This window comes from Marinomonas rhizomae, assembly GCF_024397855.1.
Taxonomy (GTDB): Bacteria; Pseudomonadota; Gammaproteobacteria; order Pseudomonadales; family Marinomonadaceae; genus Marinomonas; species Marinomonas rhizomae_A.
Genome location: NZ_CP073343.1, coordinates 4095436 through 4113937, shown reverse-complemented (window position 1 = coordinate 4113937; position 18502 = coordinate 4095436). Strand labels below are relative to the sequence as shown.

The 18502-nt window shown below is 46.4% G+C and carries 13 protein-coding genes and 3 rRNA genes; 14 read left to right on the top strand and 2 right to left on the bottom strand.

Going from position 1 to position 18502, the window contains the following annotated elements; all coding sequences use genetic code 11:
* Positions 1–10: 10 nt before the first annotated feature.
* Positions 11–991: an octaprenyl diphosphate synthase gene (gene ispB / locus KDW99_RS19260; RefSeq protein ID WP_255827114.1), complete on the bottom strand. Its 981-nt coding sequence runs from the start codon at positions 989–991 to the stop codon at positions 11–13.
* A 282-nt stretch (positions 992–1273) separates the two neighbouring features.
* Here ispB and rplU point away from each other — a divergent pair, with 282 nt between their 5' ends.
* From rplU to KDW99_RS19235, 5 genes are all read left to right on the top strand, one after another.
* Positions 1274–1582, top strand: coding sequence for a 50S ribosomal protein L21 (gene rplU / locus KDW99_RS19255; RefSeq protein ID WP_012071898.1), 309 nt, complete (start codon positions 1274–1276; stop codon positions 1580–1582).
* Positions 1583–1613: 31 nt separating this feature from the next.
* Positions 1614–1871 carry a 50S ribosomal protein L27 gene (rpmA, locus tag KDW99_RS19250; protein WP_110577397.1) on the top strand — a complete coding sequence of 86 codons (258 nt, stop codon included), beginning with the start codon at positions 1614–1616 and terminating at the stop codon, positions 1869–1871.
* 108 nt (positions 1872–1979) lie between these two features.
* Positions 1980–3170: an Obg family GTPase CgtA gene (cgtA, locus tag KDW99_RS19245; protein ID WP_255827113.1), complete on the top strand. Its 1191-nt coding sequence runs from the start codon at positions 1980–1982 to the stop codon at positions 3168–3170.
* 26 nt (positions 3171–3196) lie between these two features.
* The gene (gene proB / locus KDW99_RS19240; protein ID WP_255827112.1) at positions 3197–4321 is read left to right on the top strand and encodes a glutamate 5-kinase; all 1125 of its coding nucleotides are present in this window, start codon (positions 3197–3199) and stop codon (positions 4319–4321) included.
* 11 nt (positions 4322–4332) lie between these two features.
* Positions 4333–4695 carry a diacylglycerol kinase gene (locus KDW99_RS19235; protein ID WP_255827111.1) on the top strand — a complete coding sequence of 121 codons (363 nt, stop codon included), beginning with the start codon at positions 4333–4335 and terminating at the stop codon, positions 4693–4695.
* A 117-nt stretch (positions 4696–4812) separates the two neighbouring features.
* Here the strand turns inward: KDW99_RS19235 and rpsT are convergent, their stop codons facing one another.
* Complete coding sequence (rpsT, locus tag KDW99_RS19230; protein WP_012071893.1) at positions 4813–5076, bottom strand: 30S ribosomal protein S20; 264 nt, start codon at positions 5074–5076, stop codon at positions 4813–4815.
* A gap of 230 nt (positions 5077–5306) precedes the next feature.
* Here rpsT and murJ point away from each other — a divergent pair, with 230 nt between their 5' ends.
* From murJ to rrf, 9 genes are all read left to right on the top strand, one after another.
* Positions 5307–6875 (top strand): murein biosynthesis integral membrane protein MurJ, encoded by a 1569-nt coding sequence (gene murJ / locus KDW99_RS19225; protein WP_255827110.1) that lies wholly within the window; start codon positions 5307–5309, stop codon positions 6873–6875.
* A gap of 137 nt (positions 6876–7012) precedes the next feature.
* Complete coding sequence (gene ribF / locus KDW99_RS19220) at positions 7013–7942, top strand: bifunctional riboflavin kinase/FAD synthetase (RefSeq protein WP_255827109.1); 930 nt, start codon at positions 7013–7015, stop codon at positions 7940–7942.
* Between the two features lie 32 nt (positions 7943–7974).
* Positions 7975–10797 carry an isoleucine--tRNA ligase gene (gene ileS / locus KDW99_RS19215; protein WP_255827108.1) on the top strand — a complete coding sequence of 941 codons (2823 nt, stop codon included), beginning with the start codon at positions 7975–7977 and terminating at the stop codon, positions 10795–10797.
* Complete coding sequence (gene lspA / locus KDW99_RS19210; protein ID WP_255827107.1) at positions 10797–11303, top strand: signal peptidase II; 507 nt, start codon at positions 10797–10799, stop codon at positions 11301–11303. The genes ileS and lspA overlap by 1 nt, the downstream gene beginning before the upstream one ends.
* On the top strand, positions 11300–11731 hold the full coding sequence (locus KDW99_RS19205) for an FKBP-type peptidyl-prolyl cis-trans isomerase (RefSeq protein ID WP_255827106.1): 432 nt from the start codon (positions 11300–11302) through the stop codon (positions 11729–11731). The genes lspA and KDW99_RS19205 overlap by 4 nt, the downstream gene beginning before the upstream one ends.
* Positions 11728–12678: a 4-hydroxy-3-methylbut-2-enyl diphosphate reductase gene (gene ispH / locus KDW99_RS19200; protein WP_255827105.1), complete on the top strand. Its 951-nt coding sequence runs from the start codon at positions 11728–11730 to the stop codon at positions 12676–12678. Before KDW99_RS19205 ends, ispH begins: the two co-directional genes overlap by 4 nt.
* 377 nt (positions 12679–13055) lie before the next feature.
* Positions 13056–14595: ribosomal RNA gene (locus KDW99_RS19195) — 16S ribosomal RNA — on the top strand.
* A 283-nt stretch (positions 14596–14878) separates the two neighbouring features.
* A 23S ribosomal RNA gene (locus tag KDW99_RS19190) occupies positions 14879–17777 on the top strand.
* 215 nt (positions 17778–17992) lie between these two features.
* Positions 17993–18107 (top strand): 5S ribosomal RNA (gene rrf / locus KDW99_RS19185).
* Together the 16S, 23S and 5S rRNA genes form the textbook arrangement of a ribosomal RNA operon.
* Positions 18108–18502 lie beyond the last annotated feature (395 nt).

Genomic DNA, 18502 nt, shown 5'->3' with positions numbered 1-18502 from the left:
TTTCTGAAAGCTAGTTGCGGCGCTTCACAGAAGCATTGGCAAGCGCAATAAGTGCGGCCTTATAGTCAGACTTTGGCAAGGGGGCAATGGCTTTTATTGCGAGGTCAGCTTGTTCTTGTGCTTTTTGTTGCGTGTATTCAATAGCTCCGCAGCCTTGCACATCATTTATAATCGTCTCTAATTGCTCAAGGCCACCGGTTAATATTGCTTGCCTTACTCTTTCCACTGCCTCTGAAGAGCCATGTTTCATGGTGAAGATGAGCGGTAGGGTTGGTTTTCCTTCAGCAAGGTCGTCGCCAACACTTTTGCCCATCTCTTCAGCGGTACTGGTGTAATCCATTACGTCATCAATTAGCTGAAAAGCGGTTCCGACATACATTCCAAAATCTCTTAAAGCGATTTGATACTCGGTGCTGGCACCGGATATAACTGCGCCACAAAGTGCAGCACCTTCGAACAATTTTGCTGTTTTGTATTGGATAACTTTTAAATAACTTTCTTCTGTCGTATCTGGGTCGCCGCAATTAATGAGTTGCTGGACCTCACCTTCGGCAATAATATTGGTCGTTTTAGCTAAAATGCTCATGCATTGCATGCTGCCAACATCTACCATGATTTGGAAGGCGCGAGAGTAAAGAAAGTCGCCCACTAAAACGCTTGGCGCATTTCCCCATTCTTCGTTCGCTGTTTTTTTGCCGCGGCGCATATCCGATTCGTCAACCACGTCGTCATGTAATAGTGTCGATGTGTGTATGAATTCAATGATAGTGGCCATTTGAATGGCTTGATCAAGTTTTGTTTGATCTAGTTCTGCGCTGGCTCTTGCCGCCAATAAAACCAACAGCGGTCGCAATCGTTTCCCGCCATTACTAATAATGTAGTAGCCGATTTGCTCGATTAGAGGGATGTCACTACTAAGTTGTGACACAATATAGTCATTCACTTGGCCAAATTCATTGGCCACAACATCGTGTATCTGTATTGGTTGCATGCAATTTCCGAAGCTAAATAGTCCCAAGCTGATCAGCAAGTGTGCCTCATGCTAGGTAAGGCTTGTGTCAGGGTCAACCCAAAATGCGAAAAATGTATAAAGACATTGCATTTCGCTTGTATTGGGTGGTGTGATTTTGTACAATCTCGCGTCCGATTTACCCACATTTTGCTCCCTATCATATGGTTAGTGATTTTTGTCCGCTTCGGTCAAAAACTTATTGCCACTAGAAGTAGGTCAAATTCAATTTCAGTAGCCGGGTAAATCTCATTGGAGAAGAACATGTTTGCAGTGATCAAAACTGGCGGTAAGCAATACCGTGTAGAAGAAGGCCAAACCCTTAAGGTTGAGAAATTAGCTGTTGAAGAAGGTGGCGCGATTCAATTCGACGACGTTCTTCTTGTATGCAATGGCGACGACGTTAAAGTTGGCGCACCTGTTGTAGAAGGCGCTAAAGTGACAGCGGAAGTTGTTGCACACGGTCGCGGTGACAAAGTGAAAATTTTGAAATTCCGTCGTCGTAAGCACTCTATGAAGCGTATGGGTCATCGTCAGTGGTTCACGGAAGTGAAAATAACTGGCATTAACTAAGCGCTAACTATTCAAATTTAAGGAGTAAGTCATGGCTCATAAAAAGGCGGGTGGTAGTACTCGTAACGGTCGCGATTCCGAGTCGAAACGATTAGGTGTCAAACGTTTTGGTGGTCAAGTTGTGATCCCAGGTAACATCCTTGTTCGTCAGCGTGGTACACAATTCCACCCTGGTGCAGGTGTTCAAATTGGTAAAGATCACACTTTGTTCGCTGTTGTCGAAGGCCAAGTGAAGTTTGAAGTGAAAGGTAAGTTTAAGCGTCGTACAGTTTCTGTCGTAGCTGCTTAATCGCTTGCTAAAAACTTAAAAAAAGCTCCGCGACGCGGGGCTTTTTTTTTGGAAGAATTCTATAATCAGAGTTTGTTGATTCTGATAATCCACCGAAGAGGTGTTATTGTGAAATTTGTTGATGAAGCCAGTATCTACGTGAGAGCGGGTAAAGGCGGAAATGGAGCGTTGAGTTTTTGGCGCGAGAAGTTTGTGGCGAAAGGCGGTCCTGATGGTGGTGACGGCGGTAATGGCGGTAGTGTCATACTGGTTGCTGATGAAGCCTTAAACACTCTGATCGATTTTCGTTTTACGAAGAAATACATCGCCGAGAGTGGCGAGGGTGGTCAAGGTCGAGACATGACTGGCTCGAAAGGGCCTGATCTTGAAATTAAAGTGCCTGTTGGTACGACGGTTATTGATGATGACACTGGTGAGACGCTGGGCGATCTTGTTCGTGATGGTCAAACGTTAAAAGTTGCTCAAGGTGGTCACCATGGCCTTGGTAATACTCGATTTAAGTCCAGTACCAACCGTGCACCGCGCCAAACGACTAAAGGTACGGTAGGTGAAGAGCGCACCTTGAAGCTAGAGATGAAGGTCTTGGCGGATGTTGGTTTGCTTGGTCTTCCTAATGCAGGTAAATCGACGTTCATTCGCGCGGTTTCTTCTGCTAAGCCGAAAGTTGCGGATTATCCTTTTACAACCTTGGTGCCGAACCTTGGGGTGGTAAAAGTGAAAAAGCACCAGAGTTTCGTTGTTGCCGATATTCCTGGGATTATCGAAGGTGCATCTGAAGGTGCAGGTCTTGGTATTCGTTTCTTGAAGCACTTAGTACGTAACCGTATTTTGTTGCACATCGTAGACTTGGCGCCTTGGGATGAGATTACTCCCGCAGAGGCGGCCGTTATTGCTGTTAACGAATTGCATCAGTTTAGCCCTGCGTTGGCAGAGCGTGATCGTTGGTTAGTTTTGAATAAAACTGACATGGTGCCAGAAGATGAGTTGGAAGAGCGTTGCCAAAGTGTTATTGATGCGCTGGGCTGGGAAGGTAAGGCTTACCGCATTTCTGCAATATCAGGTGAAGGTACGGAAGTATTGTGTTTGGATCTGATGACGGCGCTTGATGAAAAGCGTGAGCTGTTACTAGAAAGTCCGGAAGCTCGTGAGAAAGAAAAAGCCATGCGTACCTTGATTGATGAAGAAGGCCGTAATCGTATTATGTCATTGCGTGAAAAGCGTCGTAAAGCTGGTCTCTTAGTTGATGACGATGATTTCGATGAAGATGACTACGATGTTGAAGTGGAATACGTTAGCTAATCTGATTGGTGAGAATAAGTAGTATCATGGAAATGCGAGAAAAAATAGCTAAGGCGCAGCGTGTCGTTGTGAAGATTGGCAGTGCGTTATTGACAAACGATGGTCAGGGGTTGGATGTTGCCCGAATTGGTCTTTGGGTTGCTCAAATTGCTGAGTTAAGGGCGCAAGGAAAAGAAGTGGTGTTGGTCTCTTCTGGTTCTATTGCGGCTGGTATGAAGCGTCTTGGCTTTTCTTCTCGTCCCACTCAAGTGAATGAGCTGCAAGCTGCGGCAGCCGTTGGGCAGATGGAGTTGGTGGGGGTTTATGAGTCTCATTTTGAAAAGCATGGCTTATGCACTGCGCAAATTCTACTGACTCATGATGATTTATCTAACCGCCGACGTTACTTAAACGCTCGATCTTCGTTGCGTACTTTGCTTGGCTTTGGTGTTGTACCCATAGTTAACGAAAATGACACAGTTGTAACCGACGAAATTCGTTTTGGCGATAATGATACGCTGGGCGCCTTGGTGGCCAATCTGGTTGAAGCTGATTTGTTGATTATTCTTACTGACCAGCATGGGCTGTATGATAAAAATCCACGTGATCATAAAGATGCAACATTAATCACGCATATTTCAGCATCGGATACACGTCTTGAGTCTATGGCGAGTGGTGGTGCAGGTGTGCTTGGTAGTGGCGGTATGCTAACAAAAGTGCGAGCGGCACTTTTGGCGGCTCGCTCTGGTGCAGATACTTTGATTGCTTCGGGTCGTGAAGATAATGTGATTGTCCGCGTTGCTTCAGGCGAAATGCTGGGTACTTGGTTGCAGCCGGAGCACGGAAGAGTGGCTGCACGTAAGCAATGGTTGGCTGGGCATCTGAAGAGTCGCGGTGCTTTGATTCTAGATGATGGTGCTGTAAAGGCATTGCGAAAGGCGGGTACCAGTCTTCTGCCTGTTGGGGTGAAGGACGCGCAAGGGACTTTTTCGCGTGGGGATATGGTTATTTGTGTGGATTTGCAGGGCGGTTTAGTTGCTCGAGGCTTAGTGAACTACAGTGTGGCTGAAACGCTGAAGTTGCTTGGTCAGCCTTCGTCTAATATTGGTGATATTTTGGGTTACAAAGGTGAGCCAGAATTAATTCATCGCGATGATTTGGTTATTATTTAAAAGAGGTTGTCATGGCAAAGCCGGGTAAAGTGGGTTTGGATCGAGTGTTGAGTGCTTCGAAATATTCCTATCAAGGTTTGCGAGCGCAATGGAAGCATGAGGCGGCATTTCGTCAGGAAGCTGTGCTTTTTATGATTTCTTTACCTTTTGCTATCTGGTTCGGTGATACGGGGCTTGAGCGTGCGGTGCTTATTTTCTCAGTTGGTTTGGTGTTGGTCGTAGAGACGCTAAACTCAAGTGTTGAAGCTGTGGTCGATCGAATTAGTAGTGAACATCATGAATTATCGGGTCGTGCGAAAGATTTAGGTTCGGCGGCCGTTATGTTGGCGTTGCTTTTGGCTGCAGTGGTTTGGCTGGTGGTTTTATTTGGCTGATGCAGCTCAATTAAATAGTGCTTTTGGATGGTGTTATCTAGGTTGAAAGGTCTGGGATTTTGAAGGCATAAATTAAAGACATAAAAAAACCGGCAGTTGCCGGTTTTTTTATAGGTATTAGGCCAGTGCTTTGATTTTAGCACTCAAGCGGCTCTTATGACGAGCTGCTTTGTTTTTGTGATATAGGCCTTTGTCTGCGGCTTTGTCTAGCTTAGAAGTTGCTAGAACGTAAGCTGCTTGTGCGTCAGCTTGATTGCCTGCTTCGATAGCCGCATCTACTTTTTTCAAGTACGTGCGAACCATTGAACGAAGGCTACCATTGTGAGCGCGGCTTTTTACTGCTTGGCGCGCGCGTTTTTTTGAACCGGCGGAATTTGCCACGGTCTGGCTCCTTTAATTTGGAATAAGTTATGACCCAGCACTGTGCTGTGTCATGAAATTAATGTCAAGTTTTAACTTTGAAATCTCGCGGCGGATTTTACCAGTTTTTAGCGCAGTCACAACCCTATTATACAAATTTTAATCAAATGAGCTTATATATTTGGCTGCGCTCTAGCCGTTGCTGGTGTTATTCTTGGTGGATCTGTCTATTGTCTAAGTCGTAATTTCTTATGTCTGAAAAAAAATCCGCCCTTGATAAAGAGTCTAAGTCTTTGTCTTTGTTACGTTCTGGTGTCTTGGTTTCTATTTGTACTTTTCTTTCTCGTATTCTTGGTTTGGTGAGAGACGCTGCTTTAGCTTATGTATTGGGTGCGAGTGGCAGTGCGGATGCTTTTTACGTTGCTTTTAAAATTCCTAACTTTTTTCGTCGATTATTTGCCGAGGGGGCGTTTGCTCAAGCGTTTGTCCCAGTGTTGAGTGATTACCGGGTGAAGGATGGTAAGGATGAAGTACGAGCGCTTATTTCTGCGGTATCTGGATCGCTTGCTTTGGTGTTGCTGTGTATTACTGTGATTTTTATGGTATGTGCCCCCTGGGTTGTTTACGTATTTGCGCCAGGTTTTACTGGCGATGATGGTCAGGCGGCATTGGCATCAGAGTTACTGGTCATTACTTTTCCGTATTTGCTGTTCATTTCCTTAACGGCTTTGGCGGGTGGAATTCTAAATGCTCATGGTGAATACGCAGTTCCTGCTATTACGCCGATTTTTCTGAATATCTCACTCATTATTGCGACGCTGTTTTTTGCTCGCACGGCGGCTCAGGCTGAAACGGCGGTTGCTTGGGGGGTGTTTTTTGCGGGCTTGATTCAGCTCATGTTTCAAATTCCGTTTTTGGCGAGGTTGCGGTTGTTGCCGATGCCGACTTTAGGCTTTCGCCATCCTGGTGTGAAGCGGATTCTGCTTTTGATGGGGCCTGCTCTGTTTGGTGTGTCTGTCGGTCAGATCAATTTGCTACTAGACACTGTGTTGGCGTCTTTTTTACAGACGGGTAGTATTACTTGGCTGTATTTGTCTGATCGGCTGTATGAGCTGCCGCTGGGTATTTTTGCTATTGCTATTAGTACGGTTATTCTGCCTTCGTTGTCGCGCAGTTTTTCTGGCGGTGAAGCTTCGACGTTCTCTGAAACGCTGGATTGGGCGCTGCGAATTTTACTATTGATTGCGATTCCGTCTTCTCTGGCTCTATTTATGTTGGCCGAGCCCTTGATTGCAACGATCTTTTATCGTGGTGAATTAACGGTGAATGATGTTCATATGGCGGCGCAAAGTTTGCAGGCTTACTCGCTAGGCTTGGTGTTTATGATGTTGATCAAAGTCTTGGCGCCAGGGTATTACGCGAGACAAGATACCAAAACGCCTGTGCGTATCGGTATTATTGCGATGGTGTCGAATATGGTGCTGAATTTAATACTGGTCTGGCCGCTTGGGCATGTGGGGCTAGCGTTGGCGACAAGTCTTTCTGCGGCCTTGAATGCCTTCTTGTTATGGCGAGGCTTGTATAAAAAGCAATATCACGTATTTTCAGCTCAGTGGGGGCGTTTGTTACGTATATTGTTGAGTGCTACCGTGGCGCTTGGTGGATGTTTGTACATGTTTCTTCTTCAAGGGTGGCAATGGACTCAAATGGAGGATTTATATCGGGTAGGCTGTACCTTGGTTGTTGTTGTTTGTGGGGTGCTGGTGTACGTTCTGGTCGCGGTGGCGGCTGGTTTGCGTCCTTCTATTTTTAAGCATTAGGTCTGTTTGACGCATTTTTGCCTTGATTATGTGTTTGCACAGCTTGTTCAAGTTCTGGCCTACCTTCATCAGGTTAACTGCTATATAATCCATGATATTTTTTCGACGCTGGGTCTAATTGTTTTGTACGGGGTTCTATGGAGTTAATTCGCGGTATTCATAATATCCGATCAAAGCATAAAGAGTGCGTGCTGACGGTAGGGAACTTTGACGGTGTTCATTTAGGGCACGGTGCTATTCTAGCGCGCGTCAAAGCCTTGGCAAAACAATATAACTCGCCTGCCGCTATTATGATTTTTGAGCCGCAGCCGAGAGAGTTTTTTGCTCCGGAGACTGCGCCTGGCCGTATTGGTCGTCTACGAGATAAGGTTAGACTGTTGGAAGGGCAAGGTATTGATTATGTACTTTGTATGCCGTTCAACCCTAAGCTCCAGCAACTAGACGCGCAGGCATTTTGCCAGCAAATTTTATTAGACGGTTTGTCAGTAAATCATTTAGTAGTAGGTGATGACTTTCGCTTTGGTTGTGATCGACAAGGTGATTTTTATTATTTGCAAGAATTCGGTAGTCAGCATGGCTTCGATGTCGAAAATACACCGTCGGTGTTAAATGCTCTGAATGAGCGAGTGAGTAGTACTTTAGTTAGGAAAGCGCTGGAACGGGGTGATATTTCAGCAGCCCAAATGAACATGGGGCATACGGTCTCGTTAAGTGGTCGTGTGATACATGGGCAGCAGTTGGGGCGAAAATTAGGTTTTCCAACGGCCAATGTTCATCTTAAAGGAATTAAGGCTGCGTTGTCTGGGGTGTATGCTGTGACCTTTATGGTTGATGGTGTTTCTCACAATGGTGTAGCGAATATTGGTGTGCGTCCTACTGTTCAAGGTAAAACGCCCATATTAGAAGTACATTTATTAGATTTTACTGGTGACCTGTACGACAAGTATGTGCAGGTGACTTTCTGTCATTTTATTAGGGCAGAGCGAAAAATGGCCAGCTTAGATGCGCTGGAAAAACAAATTCAATGTGATAAAGAAGAAGCGTTACGCTTTTTTGCTAATCAGTGAAAAGATGATCTTTGAGGATGAATCGATAAACCATGAGTGATTATAAACCGACACTGAATTTGCCAGATACTGACTTCCCAATGCGTGGAGATTTGGCAAAACGTGAACCTGCAATGCTTAAGCGTTGGCAGGATATGGACCTATACCAGAAAGTACGTGAAGTAAGCAAAGGCCGTAAATCTTTTATTCTTCATGATGGCCCTCCGTACGCAAATGGCAGTATTCACATTGGTCACGCGGTTAACAAAATCCTCAAAGATATTATTGTTAAGTCTAAAACCGTTAGTGGCTTTGATGCGCCTTATATTCCAGGTTGGGATTGCCACGGCTTGCCAATCGAGCACAAAGTTGAGCAGCTTATAGGTAAGGCCGGAACGAAAGTTTCTTATAAAGAGTTTCGCGCGAAATGTCGCGAATACGCTTACACGCAAATTGAAGAACAGAAAAAAGACTTTATCCGTTTGGGTGTGATGGGGGATTGGGAAAATCCTTATCTGACTATGAACTTCCAGACGGAAGCGAACATTGTTCGTGCTCTGGGTAAAATTGCTGAAAACGGTCATTTGGTAAAGGGCTTCAAGCCTGTTTACTGGAGTGTGGTTGGTGGTTCTGCCTTGGCAGAGGCGGAAGTGGAGTATCAAGACAAGACGTCTTTGTCTTTGGATGTGCGTTATGCGCCACAAGACGAAGCGGCTTTGCTTGCTAAGTTCTCTGATGTTGAAGGTGAAGGCAAAGTGTCTGTTGTGATCTGGACAACGACGCCTTGGACACTTCCAGCAAGCCAAGCAGTCTCTGTACACCCTGAATTTAACTATGCGTTAGTTGAAGTCGATATGGGCTTGGGCAAAGAGCGCTTGATTGTTGCTGAAGACATGGTTGAAGGTGTGATGTCTCGCTATGGCGTAACAGCGTTCCGCATTGTTGGTCGTGCTGTTGGTGCTGAACTAGCGGGCACTGTGTTAAATCACCCTTTCTTAGAGCGTGATATTCCTGTCATCTTAGGTGAGCACGTAACGACTGAAGCGGGTACTGGTTGCGTACATACGGCACCAGATCATGGCGTAGACGACTTTAATGTTGGTCGTGAAAATGGCATTGGTACAATCAATCTTGTTCAAGATAACGGTGTTTACTCCGAAACGGCTGGCGAATTTGCTGGTTTGCATGTCTATAAAGTAGATGGTGCCGTACTTGACGCGTTAAATCGTAATAGTGCTTTAGTGTTTGAGTCTAAAATCTTTCATAGTTACCCACATTGCTGGCGTACTAAAACACCATTGATCTTCCGTGCAACGCCTCAGTGGTTTATCAGTATGACCAAAGAAGGTTTACTTGATGCCGCTAAACATGCTGTTGAAGGCGTGAAGTGGGTACCAAGCTGGGGACAAAACCGTATGGAAGGGATGTTGAATAACAGCCCTGACTGGTGTGTGTCTCGTCAGCGTACTTGGGGTGTGCCGATTGCGTTGTTTATCAATAAAGAGACTCAAGAGCTTCACCCTGAAACGCCTCGTTTGATCGAAGAAGTGGCTAAGCGTATCGAAGTAGAAGGTATCGACGCTTGGTTTGAGATGGAAGCAGAAGAGCTATTGGGTGCGGACGCTGAAAAGTACAGCAAGGTCACTGACACGCTGGATGTATGGTTCGACTCTGGTGTTACTCATTATTCTGTTATCGATCAGCGTGACGAGTTGAGCTTCCCTGCTGATTTGTATCTTGAGGGTTCAGACCAGCATCGCGGTTGGTTTCAATCGTCTTTGAAAACGTCCATTGCAGTACGTGGTGTGCCGCCATACAAGCAAGTTCTGACTCACGGATTTACTGTGGATGGCGACGGACGCAAAATGTCTAAATCTTTGGGGAACGTATTGTCTCCACAGAAAGTCATGGATACCTTAGGCGCTGACATTATCCGTTTATGGGTAGCTGCGACCGATTACACCACTGAAATGACAGTGTCTGATGAAATCCTTAAACGCGTTGCGGATTCTTATCGTCGTATTCGTAATACGGCGCGCTTTATGATGGCGAACCTAAATGGCTTTGAACCAGCGGAGCATATGGTTCCTGCAAGTGAAATGATCGCTTTGGATCGTTGGATTGTAGATCGTGCTGCTTTGTTGCAAAAAGAATTAAATGCGGCGTACAACGAATATCAATTCCATACTGTTAACCAGAAAATTCAAAACTTCTGCTCTGTTGATTTAGGTGGCTTCTATCTGGATGTCATTAAAGATCGTCAATACACAACACAAGAAGATAGCTTGGCGCGCCGTTCTGCTCAAACCGCGCTTTATCATGTGATGGAAGCCTTCTCCCGTTGGATTGCTCCTATCTTGAGTTTTACGGCTGATGAAATCTGGCAAACGCTGCCAGGTGAGCGCGGTGAGTCTGTTTTCTTAGAAACATGGTACGAAGGCCTAGAAGAACTATCTGGTGATGAGCCAATGGGTCGTGAATTTTGGAAGCAAGTTCTTGAAGCTAAAGTGGCAACGAATAAGGTATTAGAAGCGGCTCGTAGCGAAGGCAAGATGAAAGCGAGCTTAAGTGCTGATATCACACTTTATTGTGATGAAGCCTTGCAAGCGACCTTGACCCGACTAGGCGAAGAACTTCGTTTCGTTTTGATTGCTTCTGACGTTAAGGTTTTGTCTTTGTCTCAAGCGAGTGATGAGGCTGTTGCAACTGACCTTGATGGCTTGAAAGTTCATGTTGAACTGAGTAAGTACACTAAATGTGTACGTTGTTGGCATCACCGTGAAGAAGTAGGTAAACGAGAATCGCACCCTGAGTTGTGTGATCGTTGTATCTCCAACTTGCCTGATGGGGAAGGCGAAGAGCGCCTTTACGCCTAATGACAGCTTTAATTGTATGGCAACGAGTTCAGCGCTGGTGGGCGCTGGCTCTCATTCTTTTTGTTTTGGATTGGGTAACGAAGCAAGCGATTGAGTCCAACTTGTTTTATGGGCAAGAGATTGTTGTCTTCCCATTCTTTGATCTGACTTTGAGATATAACACGGGTGCGGCTTTTAGCTTTCTCGCACAAGCGGGTGGCTGGCAGCGCTGGTTTTTCTCTTTGATCGCATTGGCTGTGGTTGTTGGTATAAGTTGGCGTTTGGTTAAAATATCAGAGACAAATCGATTGGAATCATTAGCTCTGACCTTTGTGTTGGGTGGTGCTATCGGTAACCTCTATGACCGATTGGTTTATGGTCATGTTGTAGATTTTTTGCAGTTTCATTGGCAGCAGTCCTGGTATTTTCCTGCATTCAATCTAGCGGATTCTGCTATTACCATCGGTGTTATTTTAATGTTGCTTGAAGGCTTCGTGACCAAAAAGCAGGAAGGTACAAAAGAATGAATGTAATTACGGCAACAAGCCGAGTCACTCTACATTTTGAGTTGTCACTTGAAGACGGTCAAATTGTTGATTCTAATTTTTCTCAGGCTCCAGCAAGCTTTGTATTTGGTGATGGTAGTTTATTGCCAGATTTTGAAACGGCTTTGTTGGGGATGTCTGCAGGGCAAGAAGCTTCTTTTGTTATGTCACCTGAAAAAGCGTTTGGTGCACACAATGAAAGTAACATCCAGCGTATGCCTCGTTCTCAGTTTTCTATGGATCTAGAAGAGGGGATGGTAGTGTCTTTTGCTGATATGAGTAAAAACGAATTGCCCGGCGTGATTGCTGAAATTGGCGATAAAGAAGTAGTGGTAGACTTTAATCACCCTTTGGCTGGACGCTCTCTGACATTTAGAGCTCAGATTGTTGCAGTAGAGGAGGTTGCATGAGTTTTGCTATTCAACTAGCGAACCCTCGTGGTTTTTGTGCTGGGGTTGATAGGGCGATAGATATAGTGAATCGTTGCTTGGACCTTTTTGAAGCACCGATCTATGTTCGTCATGAAGTAGTACATAATAAATTTGTCGTTGAGTCTTTAAAGTCTCGCGGTGCTGTTTTTGTTGATGAACTGGACCAAGTGCCTGATGACAACATTGTTATCTTTAGTGCTCATGGTGTTTCTAAAGCGGTGCGTGATGAAGCAACGAATAGAGGCTTAAAGGTCTTTGATGCGACTTGTCCGCTTGTGACTAAAGTGCACTTAGAAGTATTGCGTTATTCTCGCGATGGCATGGAATGTATTTTAATTGGTCATGATGGTCATCCCGAAGTGGAAGGCACCATGGGGCAGTACGATGATCGTCAGGGTGGTGCTATCTATTTAGTAGAGAGTCCTGCCGATGTGGAAAAGCTGGAAGTAAAGAATCCTGAGCGCCTTGCCTTTGTTACTCAAACAACATTGTCTATGGATGATACTTCTGTTGTTATCGATGCGCTTCGTAAGCATTTTCCGATGATTCGTGGTCCTAAGAAAGATGATATTTGCTATGCCACGCAAAATCGTCAAGATGCGGTGAAGACGTTAGCGCAAGAATCTGAATTGGTCCTTGTTGTTGGTTCTGTGAATAGCTCTAACTCAAACCGTCTTCGTGAGCTAGCAGAGAGAATGGGGGCAAAGGCCTATTTAATCGATAATGCTAGTGAGATTCAGTGTGACTGGTTGAAGGGTATTCGTAGTATTGGCGTGACTGCTGGTGCTTCAGCACCTGAAGTGTTGGTTAATGAGGTAATTGATCGTCTTGTTACAGAAGGCGGTAGTGCTCCTCAAGAGATAAAAGGTAGAGAAGAGAACGTGTCTTTCTCTATGCCAAAAGAACTTCGTATTGTTGAGGTGTAATGCCTTTTTAATTAATTTCAAAATTAATTAAAAAAAGGGTTGCACAAAATCTGTAGATCCTTAATATACGCCCTCGCTGACACGGACAAGGCTTCAGAGCAACGAAGACCAAGTTCAACTAACTAAATATGATTTGGTTAGTCATTCAAGTTAGCACGCTCTTTAAAATAGATAATCAGATAATTTGTGTGGGCGCTCGCTAGAGGCTTCAGAAGATTGTCCGGATTGGTTTTTAACTGATTCGAGATGATCAAAAAAATTGAAGTCTTGCGAAACGTCTAACACGTCAATTCGCTTTATGTTGGCTTATTGTTCTTAGGGATGATGAGTCGATTAAGTTATTGTTAGTGTAATAGATTTTGAGTAAGCAAACTTTTTAACTGAAGAGTTTGATCATGGCTCAGATTGAACGCTGGCGGCAGGCTTAACACATGCAAGTCGAGCGGTAACAGGGGAGCTTGCTCCTGCTGACGAGCGGCGGACGGGTGAGTAACGCGTAGGAATCTGCCTAGTAGAGGGGGACAACATGTGGAAACGCATGCTAATACCGCATACGCCCTAAGGGGGAAAGGAGGGGACTCTTCGGAGCCTTCCGCTATTAGATGAGCCTGCGTAAGATTAGCTAGTTGGTAGGGTAAAGGCCTACCAAGGCGACGATCTTTAACTGGTCTGAGAGGATGGCCAGTCACACTGGGACTGAGACACGGCCCAGACTCCTACGGGAGGCAGCAGTGGGGAATATTGGACAATGGGCGGAAGCCTGATCCAGCCATGCCGCGTGTGTGAAGAAGGCCTTAGGGTTGTAAAGCACTTTCAGGGGTGAGGAAGGGTAACTGGCTAATATCCAGTTACTTTGACGTTAGCCCCAGAAGAAGCACCGGCTAACTCTGTGCCAGCAGCCGCGGTAATACAGAGGGTGCAAGCGTTAATCGGAATTACTGGGCGTAAAGCGCGCGTAGGTGGTTTGTTAAGTCGGATGTGAAATCCCAGGGCTCAACCTTGGAATGGCACCCGATACTGGCAGGCTAGAGTATGGTAGAGGGGTGTGGAATTTCCTGTGTAGCGGTGAAATGCGTAGATATAGGAAGGAACATCAGTGGCGAAGGCGACACCCTGGACTAATACTGACACTGAGGTGCGAAAGCGTGGGGAGCAAACAGGATTAGATACCCTGGTAGTCCACGCCGTAAACGATGTCTACTAGCCGTTGGGTTGTAATGACTTAGTGGCGCAGCTAACGCAATAAGTAGACCGCCTGGGGAGTACGGCCGCAAGGTTAAAACTCAAATGAATTGACGGGGGCCCGCACAAGCGGTGGAGCATGTGGTTTAATTCGACGCAACGCGAAGAACCTTACCTACTCTTGACATCCAGAGAATTCGCTAGAGATAGCTTAGTGCCTTCGGGAACTCTGAGACAGGTGCTGCATGGCTGTCGTCAGCTCGTGTTGTGAAATGTTGGGTTAAGTCCCGTAACGAGCGCAACCCTTATCCTTATTTGCCAGCACTTCGGGTGGGAACTTTAAGGAGACTGCCGGTGACAAACCGGAGGAAGGTGGGGACGACGTCAAGTCATCATGGCCCTTACGAGTAGGGCTACACACGTGCTACAATGGCGTATACAGAGGGCTGCGAACTAGCGATAGTAAGCGAATCCCAGAAAGTACGTCGTAGTCCGGATTGGAGTCTGCAACTCGACTCCATGAAGTCGGAATCGCTAGTAATCGTGAATCAGAATGTCACGGTGAATACGTTCCCGGGCCTTGTACACACCGCCCGTCACACCATGGGAGTTGATTGCTCCAGAAGTAGCTAGCTTAACCCTTCGGGGATGGCGGTTACCACGGAGTGGTCAATGACTGGGGTGAAGTCGTAACAAGGTAGCCCTAGGGGAACCTGGGGCTGGATCACCTCCTTAAACGATAGAAACCTCTGGTGAGCGTTCACACAAATTATCTGATACCTATCTTAAAAGCATTAGCACAGAGTTCTAAGCAAGAGGTTTGAATGGTTTGTCCATCAAGCATCTGACTTAGTGCTTTGCACTAAACTTGCTCTTTAACAATTCGAATTTTGAAATAACGATGAATCAAGCGTTAAACCGGTGGAAGTTCACTTTAACCTAGTGACTTCTATTATCGTAAATCCAGAGAGACACAAAAGCTCTTTGGTATGTGATCCGAAACTATTTTGGGTTATATGGTCAAGTGACCAAGCGTGCACGGTGGATGCCTTGGCAGTCAGAGGCGATGAAGGACGTGGTAATCTGCGAAAAGGTTCGGGGAGTCGATAAACAGACTTTGATCCGAACATGTCCGAATGGGGAAACCCACTCTACTTGTAGAGTATCCCACAGTGAATACATAGCTGTGTGGAGGCGAACCCGGGGAACTGAAACATCTAAGTACCCGGAGGAAAAGAAATCAACCGAGATTCCCTAAGTAGCGGCGAGCGAAAGGGGATTAGCCCTTAAGTGGTTTTGGTGTTAGTAGAAGGCTCTGGAAAGTGCCGCGATAGAGGGTGATAGCCCCGTATACGAAAACACCTTAATCATGAAAACGAGTAGGACGGGACACGTGTTATCCTGTCTGAATATGGGGGGACCATCCTCCAAGGCTAAATACTCCTGACTGACCGATAGTGAACCAGTACCGTGAGGGAAAGGCGAAAAGAACCCCTGTGAGGGGAGTGAAATAGATCCTGAAACCGTGTACGTACAAGCAGTGGGAGCGGACTTGTTCCGTGACTGCGTACCTTTTGTATAATGGGTCAACGACTTATTTTCAGTAGCAAGGTTAAGCACATAGTGGAGCCGTAGGGAAACCGAGTCTTAATAGGGCGTTTAGTTGCTGGGAATAGACCCGAAACCGGGCGATCTATCCATGAGCAGGTTGAAGGTTGAGTAACATCAACTGGAGGACCGAACCCACATCCGTTGAAAAGGCTGGGGATGACTTGTGGATAGGAGTGAAAGGCTAATCAAGCTCGGAGATAGCTGGTTCTCCTCGAAAGCTATTTAGGTAGCGCCTCGTATCTCACCATTGGGGGTAGAGCACTGTTTGGGCTAGGGGGTCATCCCGACTTACCAACCCCATGCAAACTCCGAATACCAATGAGTGCAATTACGGGAGACACACGGCGGGTGCTAACGTCCGTCGTGGAAAGGGAAACAACCCAGACCGTCAGCTAAGGTCCCAAAGTTACAGTTAAGTGGGAAACGATGTGGGAAGGCTTAGACAGCTAGGAGGTTGGCTTAGAAGCAGCCATCCTTTAAAGAAAGCGTAATAGCTCACTAGTCGAGTCGGCCTGCGCGGAAGATATAACGGGGCTCAAACTGTACACCGAAGCTACGGATGCTTAATTTATTAGGCATGGTAGAGGAGCGTTCTGTAAGCCGTTGAAGGTCAAGCTGTAAGGCAGGCTGGAGGTATCAGAAGTGCGAATGTTGACATGAGTAACGATAAGGGGAGTGAAAAACTCCCCCGCCGGAAGACCAAGGTTTCCTGTCCCATGTTAATCAGGGCAGGGTGAGTCGGCCCCTAAGGCGAGGCAGAAATGCGTAGTCGATGGAAAACAGGTTAATATTCCTGTACCGATGTATATTGCGATGGAGAGACGGAGAAGGCTAGGCCAGCACAGCGATGGTTGTCTGTGTTTAAGGCGGTAGGCAAGTGACTTAGGCAAATCCGGGTCACTCTTTTAGAGAGAATGCCGAGAACTGATGACGAGCCCTCTTTTGGGCGAAGTGGTTGATGCCATGCTTCCAGGAAAAACTTCTAAGCTTCAGATATACATTGACCGTACCCCAAACCGACACAGGTGGTCAGGTAGAGAATACCAAGGCGCTTGAGAGAACTCGGGTGAAGGAACTAGGCAAAATGGTACCGTAACTTCGGGAGAAGGTACGCCGGCCGGTGTGAAGGACTTGCTCCGTAAGCACTAGTCGGTCGAAGATACCAGGTGGCTGCGACTGTTTATTAAAAACACAGCACTCTGCAAACACGAAAGTGGACGTATAGGGTGTGACGCCTGCCCGGTGCTTGAAGGTTAATTGATGGGGTTAGCGCAAGCGAAGCTCTTGATCGAAGCCCAAGTAAACGGCGGCCGTAACTATAACGGTCCTAAGGTAGCGAAATTCCTTGTCGGGTAAGTTCCGACCTGCACGAATGGCGTAACGATGGCCACACTGTCTCCACCCGAGACTCAGTGAAATTGAAATCGCAGTGAAGATGCTGTGTATCCGCGGCTAGACGGAAAGACCCCGTGAACCTTTACTATAGCTTCACAGTGAACTTTGAACCTACTTGTGTAGGATAGGTGGGAGGCTTTGAAGTGCAGACGCCAGTTTGCATGGAGCCACTCTTGAAATACCACCCTGGTATGTTTGAGGTTCTAACTCAGGTCCCTTATCGGGATCGAGGACACTGTGTGGTGGGTAGTTTGACTGGGGCGGTCTCCTCCCAAAGAGTAACGGAGGAGCACGAAGGTGTGCTCAGCATGGTCGGAAATCATGCATAGAGTGTAAAGGCAAAAGCACGCTTAACTGCGAGACAGACACGTCGAGCAGGTACGAAAGTAGGTCTTAGTGATCCGGTGGTTCTGTATGGAAGGGCCATCGCTCAACGGATAAAAGGTACTCCGGGGATAACAGGCTGATACCGCCCAAGAGTTCACATCGACGGCGGTGTTTGGCACCTCGATGTCGGCTCATCACATCCTGGGGCTGAAGCCGGTCCCAAGGGTATGGCTGTTCGCCATTTAAAGTGGTACGCGAGCTGGGTTTAGAACGTCGTGAGACAGTTCGGTCCCTATCTGCCGTGGACGTTTGAGATTTGAGAGGAGCTGCTCCTAGTACGAGAGGACCGGAGTGGACGAACCTCTGGTGTTCCGGTTGTCACGCCAGTGGCATTGCCGGGTAGCTATGTTCGGACGGGATAACCGCTGAAAGCATCTAAGCGGGAAGCCTCCCTTAAGATAAGATCTCACTGGGACATAAGTCCCCTAAAGAGCCGTTCGAGACTAGGACGTTGATAGGTTGGGTGTGTAAGTGCTGTGAGGCATTGAGCTAACCAATACTAATTGCTCGTGAGGCTTGACCATATAACACCAAAGTGGTTTTGGATGAAGAGAGTAAAAGCTCAAGATCATCAAAATGACAAAGACACATATACGATATTGAATAAGCTGGTTTATCGCTTGATACACGTTATTTCAAAATGAATTGTTAAAGATCCAAGCACGTATTCGCGTGTTTTGAGTCAAGTCGAAAGACAATGCAATAAACGCATACCTCAAAACAAACGCAAAACGAATTGCTTGACGATCATAGAGGCGTTGAACCACCTGATCCCATCCCGAACTCAGAAGTGAAAAGCGCCATCGCCGATGGTAGTGTGGGAGATCCCATGTGAGAGTAGGTCGTCGTCAAGCTTTATATTAAGAAGGCCCTGATAGCTAACGCTGTCAGGGCTTTTTTTCGTCTGGAGAAAAGCAGCGCCATCAAAACAACCTTCTCCCATCCCGCTTTTTACTCGCCACAGGCGTTCAGAAGTGACGCTTTATTCGCCGAGGGTGCTCGCCATCGCCGATGGTCGTCCCACAAGGGGATAGGCATCCCGCAAGGGGATAAGTATCATCAAGCTTTATATTAAAAGGCCCTGATAGCTAACGCTGTCAGGGCTTTTTTCGTTTGCAGGAATGTCATCTTATTATTTGATTTGCTTGCGCTTATCTCGTAGCCCAAAGCGTCGGTGTGAATCAAAGGCAAAGATGAATAAACAAAGACCATTTTTATAAGCTCATTATTTTGTTCAATTCCTTTTCAT